We start from the raw sequence: 18,505 nt of genomic DNA, 5'->3' as shown, positions 1-18,505 counted from the left end.
GTCGCCTTGCGGTGCCGTTCGAAACCGGCGTCGTGCTCCATCGACAGGCTCATCTGCTTCGGCGTCATCGCGTAACATCCGTCCTCAGGTCGAGCTTCGACCACGGGGCAAAATCAGAGTTTCCCTAGCGGGCCGGTTCCCTCGTCTGGCATAACATACCGCCACCATGAAAATTCAGAGCAAATCAGGGGTCAGAGTGCAATTTTTGAAGCGCGCTCCAACTTCCCACCTCGCAACATTGGCCCCTCACCCCAACCCTCTCCCCGCAGGGGAGAGGGAGAAAACCGTCAAAGCATCCCCGTTTCCAGCTTCGCCGCATCCGACATCATCGAGTGGTTCCACGGCGGGTCGAACACGAGGTCGATGTCGGCCTCGGCGATGGTGGGGATCATCTCCAGCTTGGTGCGGGCGTCGTCCACCAGGATGTCGCCCATGCCGCAGCCGGGCGCGGTGAGCGTGAGCTTGACGTAGACCTTGCGCTGGCCGTCCTCGCGCTGCTCCAGGCTGAGGTCGTAGACCAGGCCCAGCTCGACCACGTTCACCGGGATCTCCGGGTCGAACACGGTGCGCAGCTGGTCCCAGGCCAGCTTCTCCACGTCGGCGTCGGTGGCGTCCGCCGGCACCTCGATCGGCGCCGGCTTCTCCTTGCCCAGCGCCTCGGCGTCGTCGCCGGCGATGCGGAACAGGTTGCCGTCCACGTACACGGTGAAACTGCCGCCCAGCGCCTGGGTGATGTAGCCGATCTGGCCGGCAGGAAGGCGCACCGTTTCACCTTGCGGCACCATCACCGCATCGCAGTCGCGCAACAGGGTGAAGGGTTCGCTGCTCAGACTGAAACCGCTCATGCCACCGCCAATCCGTCGTCTAGGGTGGGCGCCGCTGGGCACCCGGCTGTCTATTATGCCGCGCTGCAACGCAGACCACCTGCTCCAGATCAGGCCGACGTCGTGAATTGCAAGCCGCGGCATGCCCGCGCATGGCGCCGACCGACCGCGGCGACCGGCTATGATCGGCGCTTTGCCCATCGGACTGACGCATGCCCAGCCCCTCCGCCTTCCGCTCCGTGCCATGAAGCCGCGCGACATTCCGCTGTACGTTTTCGCGCTGTTCTGCGCGGCGATGATGGGCCTGGCCGTGGGCGCGACGTGGATGGTGGCCGCCATGTACCTGCGCCAAGCCGCGCCTTGGCTGGCGCTGGTGGCGGGCGTGGTGCTGGCATGGGCGATCCGCCACTGGATCCGCCGACCCGGCGCCGGCGCGGCAGGGCTGGCAGCGTTCGCCACTTTGCTGGCGGCGCTGTACTTCAACGTGCTGATGGCCGCGATCCAGCTTGCCGGCAATTTCGGCCTCAGCCTCACCGACGCGTTGCGCACGGCCGGTACCGGCATGCTGCTGGCGCTGGCGCGACTGGGCCTGCGCCCGGTCGACGTGGCCTGGTACGTGGCTGGCGCGCTGCTGGCGGCGTGGTTGGCCTGGCGGCGGCCCGCGCCGCGGCGCTGAGCTTTACCTTTGCGATCGTCCCTGATCGCGAGAGTCAAACGGGCGGCCATCCCTGGCCGCACTGCTCAAGCTTTTGCGATCATCCATGATCGCAGGATCAAATGGGCGGCCATCCATGGCCGCACTCTTCAGGTGTCGAGCGCCTTCAGCTCGCTGACCAGCTGACCCGCCGCGGCCTGGCCGTCGCCGTACAGCATGCGGGTGTTGTCGGCGTAGAACAGCGCGTTCTCGATGCCGGCGAAGCCGGTGCCCTTGCCGCGCTTGACCACGATGACATGCTTCGCCGCGGCCACGTCGAGGATCGGCATGCCGTAGATCGGCGAGGCGGGATCGGTCTTCGCCACCGGGTTCACCACGTCGTTCGCGCCGATCACCAGCACCACGTCGATGTTGGGGAACTCGGGGTTGATGTCGTCCATGTCCTCGATCAAGTCGTAGGGCACGCCCGCCTCGGCCAAGAGCACGTTCATGTGGCCGGGCATGCGTCCGGCGACCGGGTGGATCGCGAACTTCACCTTCACGCCGCGCTCGATCAGCAGCTTGGCGAATTCCCACACCTTGTGCTGCGCCTGCGCCACTGCCATGCCGTAGCCCGGCACGATCGCCACGCGCTCGGCATAGGCCATCATCACCGCGGCGTCGGCGGCCTCAATGGGTTTCTGCGCGCCGGAAATTTCCTGCGCCGCGCCGCCCGCCGCCGCGCCGAAGCTGCCGAACAGCACGTTGCCCAGCGAGCGGTTCATCGCCTTGGCCATCAGCTGGGTCAGCAAGGTACCGGCCGCGCCGACCACCATGCCGGCGATGATCATCGCCTCGTTGCCCAGCACGTAGCCCTCGAACGCCACCGCGAGGCCGGTGAAGGCGTTGTACAGCGAGATCACCACCGGCATGTCGGCGCCGCCGATAGGCAGCGTCATCAGCAGGCCGAACAGCAGCGCGAACACGAAGAACGCCACGATCACCGGCAGCGCGAGGTCGCCGCTGGCCAGCATCGCGCCATGCACCAGTGCCAGCAGCAGCACCAGCAGGTTCACGATGCGCTGGCCGGGGAACACGAAACGCCTGTCCATCCAGCCTTGCAGCTTGGCGAACGCGACCAGCGAGCCGGAGAAGCTCACCGCGCCGATCAGCGCGCCCAGCACGCCCAGCACCAGCGCCACCGCCGACAGCGGCGCCACCGCGGGCACCTGATGCAGCGCATCCAGCGCCCAGGCCTCCGGGCGCAGCGGCGACGTGTCGGGCACGGCGATGACGGCACGACGCACATGGGCCACCAGCTCCACCGCGCCGATGCCGGCCGCCGCGCCGCCGCCCATGCCGTTGTACAGCGCCACCATCTGCGGCATCGCGGTCATCGCCACGCGGCGGCCGCTCCACCAGGCCGCGGCCACGCCGATCAGCACCGCGGCGAGGATCAGCCCGCGGTGGTGCAAGTCCGGCAGCGCGAAGGTGGCCAGCACCGCCAGCAGCATGCCCACGCCCGCCCACACGATGCCGCCGCGCGCGGTGCGCGGCGAACTCATGCGTTTCAGGCCCAGGATGAACAGCAGCGCGGCGAGGAAATAGCAGGCCTTGACCAGGGTGGGCAGCCAGCTCATGCCTTGCCTCCCGGCTTGCCGGCGCTGGGTTTGAACATCTCCAGCATGCGCTCGGTGACCACGTAGCCGCCGGCGGCGTTGCCCGCGCCCAGCAGCACGGCCAGGAAGCCCAGGCTGGTCTCGAACGGCGTGGTGGCATGCCCCAGCGCTATCATGGCGCCCACCAGCACGATGCCGTGAACGAAGTTGGAACCGGACATCAGCGGGGTGTGCAGGATCACCGGCACCCGCGCGATGATTTCGTGGCCGGTGAACGCGGCCAGCATGAAGATGTACAGCGCCAGGAACCCGTCGAGCATGTGCTTCCCCCGCCTCGCAGCCATGTCCACCGCATCATACGGTACAAGGCATGCCCTGATTCACCCCCGCGCAGGCGGCGCGGTGCCCGGCCGGTCAACCCGCGCGAGGCTCCGGCGTTGAGCACGGGTGTCGAACCGATGGAGCCCAGGCATGCATCTCCCGACGATGCGGACGAGGCGGCCATGAACAGCCTCGCCGGCACACTCGATGCCGAACTGCTGGCCGCGACCGCGCAGGAGACCCCGGCCACCCTCGACGCCTTCCTGGCGCAGGTGGAGCGGCGCGCGTTCCGCGTGGCCGAACTGAACCTGCGCCAGCGCGAGGACGCGATGGACGCGGTGCAGGACGCCATGCTGCGGCTGGTCAAGCACTACCGCGACAAGCCGGCCGGCGAATGGGCGCCGCTGTTCTGGGGCATCCTGCGCCGGCGCATCGTCGACCTTCAGCGCCGCCGCAAGGTGCGCTCGATCGTGGTGGGCTGGCTGGGCGGCGGCCGCGACGACGAGGGCGACGAGCTGCCCAGCTGGGAACCGGCCGACCACGGCCCGGGTCCACTGGACCGGCTGCAGGACGCGCAGTCCTGGGGCGACCTCAGCGCCGCGCTGCGCGGATTGCCGCAGCGCCAGCGCGAGGCCTTCATGCTGCGCATGCTGGAAGGTCTGGACGTGGCCGAGACCGCGCAGGCCATGGGCTGCTCCGAAGGCAGCGTGAAAACGCATCTGTCGCGCGCCATGCAGAAGCTGCGCGAGCAACTGGAGGACTGGCGATGAACACGTCAGACAGGCAATTCGAACAACGCGCCCGCGAGCTCTACCACGAGGCCGCGCGACGCATCGACCCCGCCACCGCCGGCCGCCTGCGCGCCGCGCGCCGCGAGGCGCTGGCCGCCACGCAGCAGGCGCACCCGCCGCACCATCTCGCGCGCTGGCTGGTGCCGTCCGGCGCCTGCGCGGCGATCGCGCTGGCTGCCCTGCTGGTGTGGCCGTCCGCTCCGCGCCCGGTCGCCACGGCCCCGATCACCGCCGCCGCGACCGCCGGCGAAAACGACAACGCGCTGCCGCCCGACCCCGAGCAGGCCGATCCCAACCTGTACCAGAACCTCGACTTCTACGGCTGGCTGGCCGCCAACGACAGCCAGCCGGCCACCCACTGAACCATGACCTTGTCCATCCGCCCGCTGTTGCCGCTCATCCTCGCCGCCTTGCTCGGTGGCCTCGTCGCGCCCGCCCTGCAGGCGCAGGAGGCACCACCCGTCGCCTGGAACAGCCTCACGCCGGCCCAGCGCGACGTGCTGGCGCCGCTGGCGCAGGAATGGAACCGCATGCCGCCACGCCGGCAGCAGCACATGCTGGAGAAAAGCGACAAGTGGGTGAGCCTGCCGCCGGCCAAGCGCGAGCAGATCCGCGAGCGCATCGCGCACTGGCAGCAGATGACGCCGGCCGAACGCCAGCAGGCACGCGAGAACCAGCGCCTGTTCCGCCAGCTGCCGCCCGGGCAGCGCGAACAGCTGCACGCGGCCTACAAGCGCTTCCAGCAACTGCCGCCCGAGCGACGCGCCCAGCTGATGCGGCAATGGCACGCGATGCCGCCGGCCCAGCGGCTGCAGTGGCTGCACCACGGCCCGGGGCACTGACCGGCGCCAGCGCGGACACCGGCTCGCCGCCGATACGAAGCGCCGTCGCGATCAGGCCTTGAACAGCACCTCGCCGGCGCGCACCAGGCAACTCTTCGCCACCAGTTCGTCGTCGAAATCCGGCGCCAGCGCGCCGTCCTTCAGCAGCAGCTCGGCGAAGTTCAGCACGTTGCGCGCGTACATCTCCGAGGCATGCAGCGGCGCGCCGGCCGGCAGGTTGAGCGGCCCCAGGATCGTGACGCCACCCTGCTCCACGCGCTCGCCGGGCCGGGTCAGCTCGCAGTTGCCGCCGCTCTCGGCGGCCAGGTCCACGATCAACGCACTCGGCTTCATGCCGGCGACCATCGCGGCGGTGAGGATCTTCGGCGCGGGACGGCCCGGCACCGCGGCCGTGCTCACCACCACGTCGAAGGCCGCGAGGCGCTCGGCGAGCGCCTGCTGCTGCGCCGCGCGCTCCTCGACCGACAGTTCGCGCGCGTAGCCGCCGCTGCCGGCGGCACTGACGCCGAGGTCGAGGAACTTCGCGCCCAGCGATTCCACCTGTTCGCGCGTTTCCGGGCGCACGTCGTAGCCCTCGGTCTGCGCGCCCAGCCGGCGCGCGGTGGCGATCGCCTGCAGGCCAGCCACGCCGGCGCCGATCACCAGCACCTTGGACGGGCGGATCGTGCCCGCCGCGGTGGTCAGCATCGGGAAGAACTTGGGGCAGGCCTCGGCGGCGATCAGCATCGCGCGGTAGCCGGCCACCGCTGCCTGCGAGCTCAACACGTCCATCGCCTGCGCACGGGTGGTGCGCGGCAACAGCTCCAGCGCGAACGCGGTCAGCTTGCGCGCGGCCAGCGCCGCGATGCGTGCCGTGGCGCCAAACGGACGCAGCTGGCCCAGCACCACCGCGCCCTCGCGCAACTGCGCGAACACCGCGTCGTCCGGCGGCAGCACGCAGGCGAACAGGTCGGCCTGCGTCAGCACCTCGGCCGCCGCGGCGAAATCCGCCTCCGCATACGCCTCGTCGGGGAAACCCGCCGCCGCGCCCGCGCCGCGTTCCAGCAGCACGCGCAAACCCTTGCCGTGGAGCTTCTTCGCCATCTCGGGCGTGATCGCCACGCGGCGTTCGCCGGCAGCGGTCTCTCGCAGGGCGGCCACAGTGATCGGCATCGCGCGTCCCCTCGTGGAAGATCGCCGCATCTTGCCATGTTTGCGCCGGCTTGGACGCTCCACTCGCGCGCGCTAACCTGACCCACCGGCACACGGAGAACACGATGCCCGTATCCACCCCGCACGACGAACTGCTGACGCTGGCGCGCACGGCGCGCGAACAGGCCCACGCCCCGTACTCCGGCTTTGCCGTGGGCGCCTTGGTGCTGGCCCGCGACGGCCGCCGCTTCGCCGGCTGCAACGTCGAGAACGCCGCCTACGGCTTGTGCAACTGCGCCGAACGCACCGCGCTGTTCGCCGCCATCGCGGCCGGCTGCAAGCCGGGCGACTTCGCCGCCATCGCGGTGATCGCCGACTGCGACGGGCCGGTCAGCCCCTGCGGCGCCTGCCGCCAGGTGATGTACGAGCTGTGCGGCGGCGACATGCCGGTGCTGCTCGCCAACCTGCGCGGAGACACCGCGCAGACCAGTGTGGCGGCGCTGCTGCCCGGTGCTTTCGCCCTGCCGCCGCGCTGATGCCTCGCGGCCTGCGGGTTACCATGCGGCTTTCCGCATGCGATCCCGCCATGGCCGCCCCGCTTGAGCTGCTGCTGCAGCGCCACTCCGTCCCCTCGCGCCAGCTCGGCGCGCCCGCGCCCGACGAGGCCACGCTGCGCGAGCTGTTGACCGCCGCGATCCGCGTGCCCGACCACGGCAAGCTGGTGCCGTTCCGGCTGGTCCGCCTCGCCGGCGAAGCCAAGCTGCGCTTCGGCGAGCAGCTGGCGGAACTCGCGATCCGCAAGCAGCCGGAACTGTCCGAGGCCAAGCGCGAGAAGGAGCGCCTGCGCTACACCTTCGCGCCGCTGGTGATCGCGGTGGTCGCGCGGCTCGAAGCCGCCAGCACCGTGCCCGAAATCGAGCAGCGCCTGTGCGCCGGCAACGTGGCCTACAACCTGCTGCTCGGTGCGTACGCGCTGGGCTACGGCGCGCAGTGGCTCACCGGCTGGGCCGCCTACGACCCCGACGTTGCCGCCATCCTCGGCCTCGCCGCGAACGAGCACGTGGTCGCCTTCGTGCACCTCGGCACGCCGCAAGTCGAGGTGCCCGATCGCGATCGCCCCGCGCTGGACGAACTGCTCAGCACGTGGTCGCCGTGAACGCCGCGCGGCGCGATGCCGCCCACCTGGTCGACGGCAGCCTGTACGTGTTCCGCGCCTGGCACTCGATGCCGGACGAGTTCCACGACGCCGAGGGCCATCCCGCCAACGCCGTGCACGGCTACACCCGCTTCCTGTGCGAGCTGCTGGAAAAGGTGCGCCCGGAACGGCTGGCGGTGGCCTTCGACGCCTCGCTCACCAGCTCATTCCGCAACGCGATCTATCCGCCCTACAAGGCGAACCGCGAGCTGCCGCCGCCCGACCTCGAGCGCCAGTTCGTGCTGTGTCGCGAAGTGACCGCGGCGCTCGGCATACCGGTGATGATCGACCACCAGTACGAAGCCGACGACCTGATCGGCAGCGCGCTGTGGAACCTGCGCGCCCACGGCGTGCCGGGCGTGATCGTCTCCGCCGACAAGGACTTCGGCCAGCTGCTGGGCGAACGCGACGAACAGTGGGACTACGCCCGCAACCTGCGCTGGGGGCCCGCCGGCGTGCACGAGAAGCTGGGCGTGCACCCACACCAGGTCGCCGACTACCTCGCCCTGTGCGGCGACGCGGTGGACAACATCCCCGGCGTGCCCGGCATCGGCGCCAAGACCGCCGCCGCCCTGCTCAGCCATTTCGGCAACCTCGAAGCGCTGCTCGAACGCGTCGACGAAGTCCCCTTCCTGCGCCTGCGCGGCGCCGCCAGCTGCGCCGCGAAACTGCGCGAGCATGGCGAACAGGCGCTGCTCTACCGGCGGCTTACCCGCATTGCGCTGGATGCGCCCGTGCCCGAGGGTGCCGATGCGCTGCAGCGCGCGCGTGGTGATGCAGGCGCGCTGGATGCGCTGTGCGAACGCCTGAGGTTCGGTCCGCTGACGCGGACGCGGCTCAAGACGCTGATCGGGTAAGGCCGCACCGACCACCGACAAGCAAAACCTGCGCTTGGTCGACACACCCGCTGTCAACGCCCGCAGCCATCCGCTTGAAGACAATCGCCCCGCGGCCCGTCATGCTGCGCGCATGTTGACGGGAACCCTCTACGCACTCGCGGCCGGCCTGATGTGGGGCATGGTCTTCGTCGCCCCCTTGCTGCTGCCGAACTACCCGCCGGCACTGCAGTCGGTAGGTCGCTACCTCGCCTTCGGCCTGATCGCGCTGCCGATTGCGTGGCTGCACCGCGACGCATTGCGCCGGCTCGACCGTGCCGACTGGATCGAGGCGCTCAAGCTCGTCGCGGTGGGCAACCTGCTGTACTACCTGTGCCTCGCCAGCGCCGTGCAGCGCGCCGGCGCGCCGCTGCCCACGATGATCGTCGGCACCTTGCCGGTGGTCATCGCCATCACGGCCAACCTGCGCAACGGCCGGCGCGACGGCCGGCTGCCATGGCGGCGGCTGGCCCCGCCACTGCTGCTGATCGTCGCCGGCATCGCCAGCGTGAACCATGCCGAGCTGGCCGCGCTGCGCCATGCACACGGCGGCCTGGCGCGCTACGTCTCCGGCGCCTTGTTCGCCTGCGGTGCCGTAGCCTGCTGGACCTGGTACCCGCTGCGCAATGCCGACTGGCTGCGCCATCACCCCGACCGCAACCCGCGCGCCTGGGCCACTGCACAAGGTGTGGCCACGCTGCCGCTGGCCGCGCTCGGTTATGCCGTGCTGTGGGGTGCGATGAAGATCGGCGGCAGCGCGTTCACTATGCCGTTGGGGCCGCATCCCGCGTTGTTCGTGGGCCTGATGGCGGCGATCGGCCTGTTCGCCTCGTGGCTGGGCACGCTGTGCTGGAACGAGGCCAGCCAGCGCCTGCCCACTGCGCTGGCCGGGCAACTGATCGTGTTCGAGACGCTCGCCGCGCTGGGTTACGCCTTCATCCTGCGCCACACGATGCCGGCACCATCCGCCCTGCTGGGCATCGCGCTGCTGGTGGCCGGCGTGGTGCTGGCCGTGCGCGTGAAACCCGTGCCGCTGCCGGTGACCGCGGCGGATGGCGGCCGCATGGCAGGCTGAAGGCGGTTTCGCGCCACGGCAGGCGCGCGAAACCGCCGGGCGGACTGACCGCCGACTATCAGTCCGTGTCCTCGGTTGATTGCTTGTCTCCGTCCACACCCAGCGTGCGCACCTGCAGCTGCTTGCCGTCCGGGGTCAACGCGGAAACCTGCAGCGTGCCGCCCTTGTCGCCGCCCTTGGCCATCACCACCGGCACAGCCTGGGCATCGAGCAGCATGAACATCGTGTTGCCCTTGCCGTCGACCATCAGGCCGACGCGATCGCGCGCCGTGCCCTTCGGCGTGCTCGGCGCATCCAGGCCTATCACCACGCGACCGTTGTCCATGGTGGCCATGCCGCCGCGTTCGAGGCCGGTAGCGTCGTAGACGACGACACCCGACGCGCGACTCATCCGGTGGCCGCCGGCGGGATCCTCGCCGATCCGTACGCGCACCATGCCGGCATCGTCCACCGCATAGAGGCGGTGCACCCGTATCTCGCGTTGCGTGATGCCGCCCACGCCGTACCAGGCGAGGAACAGCGCCACCACGAGCAGCAGCAGGCCGAGCATGCTCCAGCGGGCGCGCCGCAACGAGCGCTCCAGCCGGGCCAGACGCACTTCCAGGACTTCGGGGCTTGCCGAATTCATGCGTGTTCCTTTGCGTTGGGGGAGGGGACGCAGCGGACGCTAGCAGCCAGCCGAATCCGGCGGCAAGCAACCATCCTTGTCGATAATCCGCCGACCCATTCGTCGCTGCAACGAAAGGCCAGCCGCGTGGCCTCGCCTCAACCGCACAAGGATCTCGCCATGAGCCTGCTGCTCTACATGCACCCACTGTCCTCGTTTTGCCACAAGGTGCTGATCGCGCTGTACGAGAACGACACGCCGTTCGAGCCGCGCCTGGTGCGGCTGGACGACGAGGCCTCGCGCGAGGACTTCCGCAAGGTATGGCCGATCCTGCGCTTCCCGGTACTGCGCGATGAGGCACGCGACCGCACCGTGCCGGAGTCCAGCATCATCATCGAGTACCTGGCGCAGCACTATCCCGGCCGCACGGCGCTGCTGCCTGCCGACCCGCAAGCCGCGCTGGAAGTGCGCGAGCGCGACCGCTTCTTCGACCTGTACCTCCACGTGCCCACGCAGAAGGTCATCACCGACCGCCTGCGGCCCGCGGATGGCCACGACACCATCGGCGTGGCGCAGGCGCGCACGCAGCTGCGCACGGCCTATGCCTTGCTTGAACAGGCGATGGGCGGACGCACCTGGGCGACGGGCGACACATTCAGCATGGCCGACTGCGCGGCCGCGCCGCCGCTGTTCTATGCCGACTGGGCCGAGCCGCTGGACGGCTTCCCGCAGCTCGCCGCCTATCGGCAGCGGCTGATGGCGCGGCCGTCCTTCGCCCGTGCGCTGCGCGAGGCGGAGCCGTATCTGCAATATGTGCCGAAGGCGTAACCGTAGGAGCGCCCCCCGGATCAAGTCCGGGGCGTGCGCTCCTACAAAAGCCTTCAGCCCAACGCCAGCACGTCGCCCAGCAGCGCCTGCGCGGTGACTTCCGGCCCCGCGCCCGGCCCCTGGATCACCAGCGGCTGGGTGTGGTAACGGGTGGTGGTGAGCGCGAACTGGTTGTCGGTGCCGTAGAGGCGCGCGGCGGGGTGGTTCGCGGGCACCTCGGCCAGGCCCACGCGGGCGTGGCCGCGCTGGTTGAGGCGGGCGAGGAAGCGCAGCACATGGCCGCGCGACTTCGCCTCGGCGTGACGGGCGGCGAGCGGCTCGTCGAGTTCTTCAAGGCGGGCGAGGAAGGTTTCGGTGTCCAGCGCGCGCAGCGGCTCGGGCACCAGGCCCTCCACCTGCACCTCGTCGCAGCCCAGCGAGAAGCCGGCGTTGCGGGCGATGATCAGCAGCTTGCGCGCCACGTCGTCGCCGGAGAGATCGGCACGCGGATCGGGCTCGGTGTAGCCCAGCTCGCGCGCCTCGCGCAGCAGCGCGGAGAACGGGCGACTGCCGTCGTAGCTGTTGAAGAGGTAGGACAGCGACCCGGAGAACACGCCTTCCAGCGTGAGCAGCGCGTCGCCGCAATGGCGCAGCCGGCGCAAGGTGGAGAGCACCGGCAGGCCGGCGCCCACGGTGGCGGAGTCGCCGTAGCGCGCGCCCTGCGCCTGCGCGGCCTGCAGCGCACGCCAACCCGACAGTTCGCCGCCGGCCAGCGCCTTGTTCGCGGTGACCACGTGGTAACCACGGGCCAGCCATTCGGCGTGGCGCACGGCCAGCGCGGCACTGGCGGTGGCGTCCACGATCACCTTCGCCGCCGCGCCGCTGGCGTCGAGCGCGGCGAGCAGGGCCGCGTCGTCGCGCGGCGCACCGCTGTCCTTGAGCCGCTCGCGCAGGTTGCGCTCGGCGAGCTTCGCGGGATCGGTCTGCTGGCGGCGCGAATTCGCCGCACCCACCAGCCTCAGCGCGGCGGCGGCCGGAGTATTCAGCAGCTTGAGGAAGGCGCCGCCGACAACGCCGGTGCCCAGCAGCGCGATGGCGACGGAAGGCACCGCCGTTGTCGCAGGAGCGGCTTCAGCCGCGATTCCCCGCGGCGAGGTCGCGGCTGAAGCCGCTCCTACAGCCGCTCCTGCGGCCGCACCTACATCGGCCAGCACCGCACTCATGCGCTCACCCGGCGTTTGGATTCGCCCGCGACCACCGCGCGCGCCAGCGCGGCGTCGAGGTCGCGCAGCAGGTCGTCGCCGTCTTCGATGCCCACCGACACGCGCAGCAAGGTGTCGGCGATGCCGGCCTGGCGACGCGCCTCCGGCGCCATCGCGGCGTGGGTCATGGTGGCGGGATGCGCGATCAGGCTTTCCACGCCACCCAGCGATTCGGCCAGCGAGAAGTACTCCAGGCCATCGACGAAGGCGGCGATCTGCGCCTCGTCGCCGTCCAGCTCGAAGCTGAGCATCGCGCCGAAACCCTGCTGCTGGCGCGCGGCCAGCGCGTGGTGCGGATTGGACGCGAGGCCGGGATACCAGACCTTGCGCACGGCGGCGTGGCCGTCCAGATGCGCGGCGATGCGCTCGGCATTTTCCTGGTGCTGACGCAGGCGCACGTTGAGCGTGCGCAGGCCGCGCAGGGTGAGGAAGCTGTCGAATGGCGCACCGGTGAGGCCGTTGCAGTTGCCCCACCACTTGATCTGCTCGGCCACGGCCGGGTCGCGCGCCACTACGGCGCCGCCCACCACATCGCTGTGGCCGTTGATGTACTTCGTCGTCGAATGCACCACCACGTCGGCACCCAGCGCCAGCGGCTGCTGCAGCGCGGGCGAGAGGAAGGTGTTGTCCACCACCACCAGCGCGCCCACCGCATGCGCGGCCTGCGCCACGTGGCGGATGTCGGTGATGCGCAGCAACGGGTTGGACGGTGTTTCCACCCACACCAGCGCGGGCTTGGCGGCGAGGCCGGCGGCCAGCGCGGCGGGATCGGTGAGGTCGGCGAACTGCACCGCGAAGCGGCCCTTCTTCGCCCACGCGTCAAGGATGCGCCAGGTGCCGCCGTAGCAGTCGTGCGCGGCCAGCACGGTGGCGCCTGCGGGCACCAGTTCCAGCGCCAGCGCCACCGCGGCCATGCCGCTGGCCGTCACCACCGCGCCCACGCCCTGCTCCAGCTCGGCCAGCGCATTCGCAAGCAGGTCGCGCGTGGGGTTGCCGCTGCGCGAGTAGTCGTAGGGGCGCTTCCTGCCGAAACCCTCGAAGCTGTAGTTGGTCGACAGGTGCAGCGGCGGCACCACCGCGCCGTGCTGGGTGTCGCTCTCGATGCCGGCGCGCACCGCGCGGGTGCTGGGGGACGTGGTCTCGCTCATGGGGTACTCCCGAAATCCAATGCGTGGTTGTGCGTCGTTGTCGTGTCTTGTTACCGCAGGGCTTCGCGCAGCAGCGGCGCGAGTTGTTCCGGCTCCTTGAGGAAGGCGTCGTGGCCGTAGGGCGACTCCACCACTTCCAGCGTGGCCGGGCCGCGCAGGCGGCGCTGCAGTTCGCAGAGGTCGGCCAGCGGCACCAGCCGGTCGGACGGAAAGCCGATCAGCGTGGCCGGCAGCGGCACCTGCTCGGGCGCCACGTCGTGCAGGTCGATGGATTCGGACAGCGCGAGGAAACGCTCCGCGTCGAAGCGCTCCACGAAACGCCGACCCTGGTGTTCGAGGTAGTCCTCGACCGGGAAGTGGAAACGGTCGCCGCGCCACTCCGGCTCGCCGGCGAAGCGGCGGCCGAACTCGGCGCTGCCGCGGTAGGTGGTCATCGCCAACTGGCGCGCCAGCGCCAGCGCCTCGTCGAGCTGGCCGCTCTGCTGGCCCAGCCGCACGATGCCGCGCTGCACGCTGCGCTGCGCGGTGGACAGCGGGTGCGCGCGATGCGCGCCGCACAGCAGCACCAGCCGTTCCGCCCGCTGCGGATGCCGCGCGGCGAAGGCCAGCGCCACCATCGCGCCGTAGGACGAACCCACGAAGGCGTGCGCGCGGGCGATGCCCAGCGCGTCGAGCAAGGCGACCAGCGCGTCGGCCTGGTCCTCGCTGGAAATGGTGCTCACGCCGAGTTCGGCCGGGACCAGCCAGTCGATCGCCAGCACGCGGTAGCGCTCGAGGTCGATCGCCGCGCCCGCGGCCACCAGCGCCTGCCACCAGCCCGACGTGGCGCCTGCGGGGGTAGTGACGTCGCGATCGGCGGAGATGCCGCCCTGCACGATCACGGTGGGCGCATCCGGCGCGCCGCTCCAGAGATAGCGCACGTCGAGCTCGCGCGGGCCGCTGCCGTACTTCGGGGAGAGCGCGAGTCGTCGCGTGCTGCGCTGGTCGGCCAGCCCGTTGCGCGCGCGCGGCGCAGCCGGGAGCTCGATCACCTCGGCGGTGCATGCAGTGCGGGTTTCGGGCAGCTGGCTCATGCGTCTCTCCGTTCGGCATCGCCCTGCGGATGCCGGAGAGGAGCCCCGCGCGTACGGCCCGAAGCCGCCTGCGCAAGCCGCCCATCTGCCGGGGCGCCGGGGCGCCGCCGCAGGAGTTGGCACCGTCGCGGAACATTCCGCAGGTTGCCCCGGCTTCAAAGGGCCTGTCCCTCAGCCGGTCTCGATGAGTAGGGGCGATATTGCCGGCACCCCTCAAAGCTGTCAATAGACGTCTAAACGTCTGGACGCTTATATGCATATTCGTGATATGTATTTGCCGGCGAAACCGAGGCCGGCGCAGGCTGGCCGAACCGTTCGCAAAGGAGCACATCCATGAGCCTGCAACTGGGCGACACTGCCCCCGACTTCACCCTCGACTCCACCACCGGCACGGTGCGCTTCCACGACTACGCGGGCGACCACTGGGTGGTGTTCTTCTCGCACCCGAAGGACTTCACCCCGGTGTGCACCACCGAGCTGGGCGCGTTCGCCAGCCGCAAGGCGGAGTTCGACGCGCGCAAGACGAAACTGATCGGCCTGTCGGTGGACACCGTGGCCGACCACCACGGCTGGGCGAAGGACGTGGCCGACGTGGGCGGCGCGGAGATCAACTATCCGCTGCTGGCCGACCCCGAGCTGGAAGTGGCGAAGCTCTACGGCATGTTCCATCCCAAGGCCGACCCCAAGGTCACCGTGCGTTCGGTGTTCGTGATCGACCCGCAGAAGAAGGTGCGGCTGATCCTCACCTACCCGCCGAGCGCGGGGCGCAACGTGGACGAGGTGCTGCGCGTGCTCGACTCGCTGCAACTCACCGACGGCCGCAAGCTCACCACGCCGGTGGACTGGCAGCCGGGCGACGACGTGATCATCGCGCCCTCGGTGTCCGACGAGGACGCGCGCAAGCTGTATCCCGACGGCTGGCGCACGCTGAAGCCCTACCTGCGCCTGGTACCCGCACCGGCGGCGTGAGCGCACACCAGCCCGCCGTAGGTCGGGCTTCAGCCCGACATGCAGGAGCTGTCGGGCTGAAGCCCGACCTACATCGATCCACGCACCGAAACCCCATGAAACCCTCGCCATGAGCATCCGCCCCGACCTCTCCGCCAGCGTGGGCCACACCCCGCTGATCCGCCTGCGCCACGCCAGCGAGCTCACCGGCTGCGAGGTGCTGGCCAAGGCCGAGTTCCTGAATCCCGGCGGCTCGATCAAGGATCGCACCGCGCTGGGCCTGGTGCGTGACGCGGAACGGCGCGGCGAACTCTCCCCCGGCGGCACCATCGTGGAAGGCACCGCGGGCAACACCGGCATCGGCCTCGCGCTGATCGGCGCCAGCCGCGGCTATCGCACGGTGATCTTCATGCCGGACACGCAGAGTGCCGAAAAGATCGCCGCGCTGCGCGTCACCGGCGCCGAGGTGCGGCTGGTACCCGCGGTACCGTACAAGGACCCCAACCACTACGCCCACCATGCGCGCCGCCACGCCGAGGCGCTGAACACCGCGCAGCCCGGCAGCGCCTGGTTCGCCAACCAGTTCGATAACACCGCCAACCGCGACTGGCACGCGGCCACCACCGGCGTGGAGATCTGGGAGCAGACCGGCGGCTACCTGGACGGCTTCGTCTGCGCCGCCGGCACCGGCGGCACCCTGGCCGGCGTGGGCCGCGCGCTGAAGGCGCGCCGGCCGCAGGTGCGCATCGCGCTGGCCGACCCGGCCGGCTCGGCGCTGGCCCATTACGTGCGCACCGGCGAGCTCGCCGCCAGCGGCAGCTCGATCAGCGAGGGCATCGGCTCCAGCCGCGTCACCGCGAACTTCGACGGCGCGCCCATCGACCTCGCCTGGTCGATCCCCGACGAGGAATCCGTGCCGCTGGCGCACCGCCTGCTGCACGAGGAAGGCTGGTGCGTGGGCGGCTCCAGCGGGGTGAACCTCGCCGGTGCGATCCGGCTCGCCCGCGCGCTGGGCCCGGGCCACACCATCGTCACCGTGCTGGCCGACGCCGGCACGCGCTACCAGGCCAAGCTGTTCAATCCCGTCTTCCTGCGCGGCAAGGGTATCCCGGTGCCGGCGTGGCTGGAGCAGGCGTTCCCGGCCGAGGCGGCGGCCCAACCGCCGCGCACGGAAGTCGTGCATCGCGTGTTCGCCAAGGCGCTCTGAACGCGCCGTCCGCGCAGCGCCACCGGCGAGCCAGTGCCGCGTCATGCGCGACCTGCTAGCGTGCGCGCATGAACGCCCCCACGCCCTCCGACCTGCGCGTCGCCCTGCGCCGCGACGGCTACGCCTTCGCCACCGCCGAGGTCATGCGCGGCCTGCTCGAAGCGGCCACGCTGGCCGACTGGCCCGCGTTCGCCGCGAGCTGGAACGATCTGGGCGACGACGACTACCTCGCCGCGCGCGGCCGCCACCGCCGCCGCCGGCACGCGGTGTTCGCCGCCACGGCCGATGGCACGATCCGCCGCGAACCGCACCAGCCGCATTACCAGAGCCTCACCTACAACCCCTTGCAAGGCGACATCGAGCGCTGGTTCGAGCCGGTCGAGCCGGCGATCGCGGACGGCGCCAGCCTGCGGCGCATCCTCGCGTTCTGCCGCGACGGCTTCGGTGCGCTGGCACCGGAGGTGCGGCCATGGCGCATCGAGGTGCACCAGTTCCGCATCGAGGCGCGCGCCGACGAGGCCGGCGAACCCACGCCCGAAGGCGTGCACCGCGACGGCGTGGACTACGTGCTGGTGCTCCTGGTCGATCGCGAGAACATCGAGCGCGGCACCACCACCATCCACGCACCCGACGGCCACGAGCTGGGCCACTTCACCCTCGTCCACGCCTTCGACGCGGCCCTGCTCGACGACCACCGCGTGTTCCACGGCGTCACCCCGGTGGTGCCGAAGGACCCGACGCAGGCCGCGCACCGCGACGTGCTGGTGGTGACGTTCAGGGCCGCCTGAGCTGCACTACGCTGGGACGCCGCAACCGCCCCGGAGCCACGCATGTCCCTCGCCGCCAACCTCGTGATCGGCCTGATCGCGCTGCTGCACGTCTGGTTCCTCATCCTGGAGATGTTCCTGTGGACGCGGCCGCAGGGTCGCCGGACCTTCGGCACCACGGCGGAATTCGCCCAGCAGTCGAGAACGCTGGCCGCGAACCAGGGCCTGTACAACGGCTTCCTCGCCGCCGGCCTGGCCTGGAGCCTGCTGCTGTCCGGCGCCGAGGCCTTGCACGTGAAGTGCTTCTTCCTGGCGTGCGTGCTGCTCGCCGGCATCTACGGCGGCCTCACCGCGGCACGCAGGATCCTCTGGTTCCAGGCGCTGCCCGCCGCCGTCGGCTTGGCACTGGTGCTGCTGGGCTAGGCGTGGCCAACGCGGCAGCCGGTGTCCGCGATCCTGTATGCAGGAAAAACGGCCACGGCGGCACCGGCGCCTTCGGACAGTAAGATGGATCGCCCCCGTCCGCCGCAAGGAACTCCATGCCATCCCGGCCCCTGATACGCGCCTGCGCGTTCGCCGTGCTGTTCGCCATCGCGCAGGCGGCCATTGCGCAGACGCCCGCCACCGTGCAGCTGCAGGACCTCAGCTGGACCGAGCTGCGCGCGCAGATCCACGCCGGCAAGACCACCATCATCATCCCGATCGGCGGCACCGAGCAGAGCGGCCCCTATATCGCGGTAGGCAAGCACAACCGCCGCGCCACCGTGCTGGCCGAACGCATCGCCGAGGATCTGGGCAACGCACTGGTGGCGCCGACCGTGGCCTACGTGCCGGAGGGCAGCTACAACCCGCCCACCTCGCACATGCGCTTTCCCGGCACCATCACCATCCCGGACAGCACGTTCGAGCAATTGTTGGCCTCGGCCGCGAACAGCTTCGCCGTGCACGGCTTCCGCAACATCGTGTTCCTCGGCGACCACGGCGGCTACCAGAAGGACTTGCAGCGCGTGGTGGCCCAGCTCAACCGGCAATGGACCGGCAAGCCGGCGCGTGCGTTCGCGCCGCCGGAGTACTACGCAGCCAGCTCCACCGGCTATGCGCAGATCCTGCGCCAGCATGGCATTCGCGACGACGAGATCGGCACCCACGCGGGCCTGGCCGACACCTCGCTGCAGCTGGCGGTGGCACCGCAGATGGTGCGGCTGGAGCGCCTGCGAAGCGCGCCGAAGCCCGGCGCCGCCGACGGCGTCTACGGCGGCGATCCGCGCCGTTCCAGCGCGGCGCTGGGCCAGCTCGGCGTCGATGCGATCGTGGCGCGTACGGTCGCGGCGATCCGCCGCGACACGACCGGGCGATAATGCCGCACTCGCTTTCCCCAT

At 70.6% G+C, this 18,505-nt stretch carries 22 protein-coding genes and 1 riboswitch; of the genes, 14 read left to right on the top strand and 8 right to left on the bottom strand.

Annotated features, from left to right (window positions below; translation table 11 throughout):
• Positions 1–287: 287 nt before the first annotated feature.
• Positions 288–845, bottom strand: a complete 558-nt coding sequence (gene sufT, locus B0E52_RS03430) for a putative Fe-S cluster assembly protein SufT (RefSeq protein ID WP_077481785.1) — start codon at positions 843–845, stop codon at positions 288–290.
• Between the two features lie 223 nt (positions 846–1,068).
• On the opposite strand from sufT, the gene B0E52_RS03425 reads away from it, so the two are divergent.
• Positions 1,069–1,500: a hypothetical protein gene (locus B0E52_RS03425; protein ID WP_077481807.1), complete on the top strand. Its 432-nt coding sequence runs from the start codon at positions 1,069–1,071 to the stop codon at positions 1,498–1,500.
• Positions 1,501–1,628: 128 nt separating this feature from the next.
• Here B0E52_RS03425 and B0E52_RS03420 read toward each other — a convergent pair whose 3' ends face one another.
• Both B0E52_RS03420 and B0E52_RS03415 read right to left on the bottom strand, forming a co-directional pair.
• Positions 1,629–3,098 (bottom strand): NAD(P)(+) transhydrogenase (Re/Si-specific) subunit beta, encoded by a 1,470-nt coding sequence (locus B0E52_RS03420; RefSeq protein WP_077481783.1) that lies wholly within the window; start codon positions 3,096–3,098, stop codon positions 1,629–1,631.
• Entirely contained in the window at positions 3,095–3,397 is a 303-nt protein-coding gene (locus B0E52_RS03415; RefSeq protein WP_077481781.1) for an NAD(P) transhydrogenase subunit alpha, read from the bottom strand. The genes B0E52_RS03420 and B0E52_RS03415 overlap by 4 nt, the downstream gene beginning before the upstream one ends.
• A gap of 183 nt (positions 3,398–3,580) precedes the next feature.
• Here B0E52_RS03415 and B0E52_RS03410 point away from each other — a divergent pair, with 183 nt between their 5' ends.
• The 3 genes from B0E52_RS03410 to B0E52_RS03400 are packed head-to-tail and all read left to right on the top strand — an operon-like array spanning position 3,581 to position 5,031.
• Positions 3,581–4,168 (top strand): RNA polymerase sigma factor, encoded by a 588-nt coding sequence (locus tag B0E52_RS03410; protein WP_077481779.1) that lies wholly within the window; start codon positions 3,581–3,583, stop codon positions 4,166–4,168.
• Complete coding sequence (locus B0E52_RS03405) at positions 4,165–4,551, top strand: DUF3619 family protein (protein WP_077481777.1); 387 nt, start codon at positions 4,165–4,167, stop codon at positions 4,549–4,551. The genes B0E52_RS03410 and B0E52_RS03405 overlap by 4 nt, the downstream gene beginning before the upstream one ends.
• Before the next feature lie 3 nt (positions 4,552–4,554).
• Entirely contained in the window at positions 4,555–5,031 is a 477-nt protein-coding gene (locus tag B0E52_RS03400) for a DUF3106 domain-containing protein (RefSeq protein ID WP_077481775.1), read from the top strand.
• Between the two features lie 51 nt (positions 5,032–5,082).
• Here the strand turns inward: B0E52_RS03400 and B0E52_RS03395 are convergent, their stop codons facing one another.
• Entirely contained in the window at positions 5,083–6,183 is a 1,101-nt protein-coding gene (locus tag B0E52_RS03395) for an NAD(P) transhydrogenase subunit alpha (protein WP_077481773.1), read from the bottom strand.
• A gap of 104 nt (positions 6,184–6,287) precedes the next feature.
• Between B0E52_RS03395 and cdd the strand changes: the two genes are divergently transcribed.
• The 4 genes from cdd to B0E52_RS03375 all read left to right on the top strand — a co-directional run bounded on the left by cdd (position 6,288) and on the right by B0E52_RS03375 (position 9,307).
• Complete coding sequence (gene cdd, locus B0E52_RS03390; protein ID WP_077481771.1) at positions 6,288–6,698, top strand: cytidine deaminase; 411 nt, start codon at positions 6,288–6,290, stop codon at positions 6,696–6,698.
• 50 nt (positions 6,699–6,748) lie between these two features.
• On the top strand, positions 6,749–7,318 hold the full coding sequence (locus B0E52_RS03385) for a nitroreductase (protein WP_077481769.1): 570 nt from the start codon (positions 6,749–6,751) through the stop codon (positions 7,316–7,318).
• On the top strand, positions 7,315–8,214 hold the full coding sequence (locus B0E52_RS03380) for a 5'-3' exonuclease H3TH domain-containing protein (RefSeq protein ID WP_077481805.1): 900 nt from the start codon (positions 7,315–7,317) through the stop codon (positions 8,212–8,214). Before B0E52_RS03385 ends, B0E52_RS03380 begins: the two co-directional genes overlap by 4 nt.
• A gap of 112 nt (positions 8,215–8,326) precedes the next feature.
• On the top strand, positions 8,327–9,307 hold the full coding sequence (locus tag B0E52_RS03375; protein WP_077481767.1) for a DMT family transporter: 981 nt from the start codon (positions 8,327–8,329) through the stop codon (positions 9,305–9,307).
• A gap of 58 nt (positions 9,308–9,365) precedes the next feature.
• Here the strand turns inward: B0E52_RS03375 and B0E52_RS03370 are convergent, their stop codons facing one another.
• Positions 9,366–9,935 (bottom strand): hypothetical protein, encoded by a 570-nt coding sequence (locus tag B0E52_RS03370; protein WP_077481765.1) that lies wholly within the window; start codon positions 9,933–9,935, stop codon positions 9,366–9,368.
• Positions 9,936–10,094: 159 nt separating this feature from the next.
• Here B0E52_RS03370 and B0E52_RS03365 point away from each other — a divergent pair, with 159 nt between their 5' ends.
• On the top strand, positions 10,095–10,742 hold the full coding sequence (locus B0E52_RS03365) for a glutathione S-transferase family protein (RefSeq protein ID WP_077481763.1): 648 nt from the start codon (positions 10,095–10,097) through the stop codon (positions 10,740–10,742).
• A gap of 53 nt (positions 10,743–10,795) precedes the next feature.
• Here B0E52_RS03365 and B0E52_RS03360 read toward each other — a convergent pair whose 3' ends face one another.
• The 3 genes from B0E52_RS03360 to B0E52_RS03350 all read right to left on the bottom strand — a co-directional run bounded on the left by B0E52_RS03360 (position 10,796) and on the right by B0E52_RS03350 (position 14,204).
• The gene (locus B0E52_RS03360) at positions 10,796–11,830 is read right to left on the bottom strand and encodes a homoserine dehydrogenase (RefSeq protein ID WP_254426689.1); all 1,035 of its coding nucleotides are present in this window, start codon (positions 11,828–11,830) and stop codon (positions 10,796–10,798) included.
• A 110-nt stretch (positions 11,831–11,940) separates the two neighbouring features.
• Positions 11,941–13,131 carry a cystathionine gamma-synthase gene (metB, locus tag B0E52_RS03355; protein ID WP_077481760.1) on the bottom strand — a complete coding sequence of 397 codons (1,191 nt, stop codon included), beginning with the start codon at positions 13,129–13,131 and terminating at the stop codon, positions 11,941–11,943.
• Positions 13,132–13,181: 50 nt separating this feature from the next.
• The gene (locus tag B0E52_RS03350; protein WP_077481758.1) at positions 13,182–14,204 is read right to left on the bottom strand and encodes a homoserine O-succinyltransferase; all 1,023 of its coding nucleotides are present in this window, start codon (positions 14,202–14,204) and stop codon (positions 13,182–13,184) included.
• A gap of 78 nt (positions 14,205–14,282) precedes the next feature.
• A riboswitch (SAM riboswitch) is annotated at positions 14,283–14,395 on the bottom strand.
• Between the two features lie 142 nt (positions 14,396–14,537).
• Between B0E52_RS03350 and B0E52_RS03345 the strand changes: the two genes are divergently transcribed.
• From B0E52_RS03345 to B0E52_RS03325, 5 genes are all read left to right on the top strand, one after another.
• Positions 14,538–15,173, top strand: a complete 636-nt coding sequence (locus B0E52_RS03345; RefSeq protein ID WP_077481756.1) for a peroxiredoxin — start codon at positions 14,538–14,540, stop codon at positions 15,171–15,173.
• A gap of 109 nt (positions 15,174–15,282) precedes the next feature.
• Positions 15,283–16,359: a cysteine synthase A gene (locus B0E52_RS03340; RefSeq protein ID WP_077481754.1), complete on the top strand. Its 1,077-nt coding sequence runs from the start codon at positions 15,283–15,285 to the stop codon at positions 16,357–16,359.
• Positions 16,360–16,427: 68 nt separating this feature from the next.
• Positions 16,428–17,147 carry a 2OG-Fe dioxygenase family protein gene (locus B0E52_RS03335; protein ID WP_077481752.1) on the top strand — a complete coding sequence of 240 codons (720 nt, stop codon included), beginning with the start codon at positions 16,428–16,430 and terminating at the stop codon, positions 17,145–17,147.
• A gap of 42 nt (positions 17,148–17,189) precedes the next feature.
• On the top strand, positions 17,190–17,549 hold the full coding sequence (locus B0E52_RS03330) for a DUF1304 domain-containing protein (RefSeq protein ID WP_077481750.1): 360 nt from the start codon (positions 17,190–17,192) through the stop codon (positions 17,547–17,549).
• A gap of 116 nt (positions 17,550–17,665) precedes the next feature.
• Positions 17,666–18,484 (top strand): creatininase family protein, encoded by an 819-nt coding sequence (locus B0E52_RS03325; protein ID WP_077481748.1) that lies wholly within the window; start codon positions 17,666–17,668, stop codon positions 18,482–18,484.
• The last annotated feature ends 21 nt before the right edge of the window (positions 18,485–18,505 follow it).

Source organism: Rhodanobacter sp. C06 (assembly GCF_002001105.1).
Lineage (GTDB): Bacteria > Pseudomonadota > Gammaproteobacteria > Xanthomonadales > Rhodanobacteraceae > Rhodanobacter_A.
Note: the sequence above shows the minus strand (reverse complement) of the source record. Positions and strands in the feature narration are given on the sequence as shown.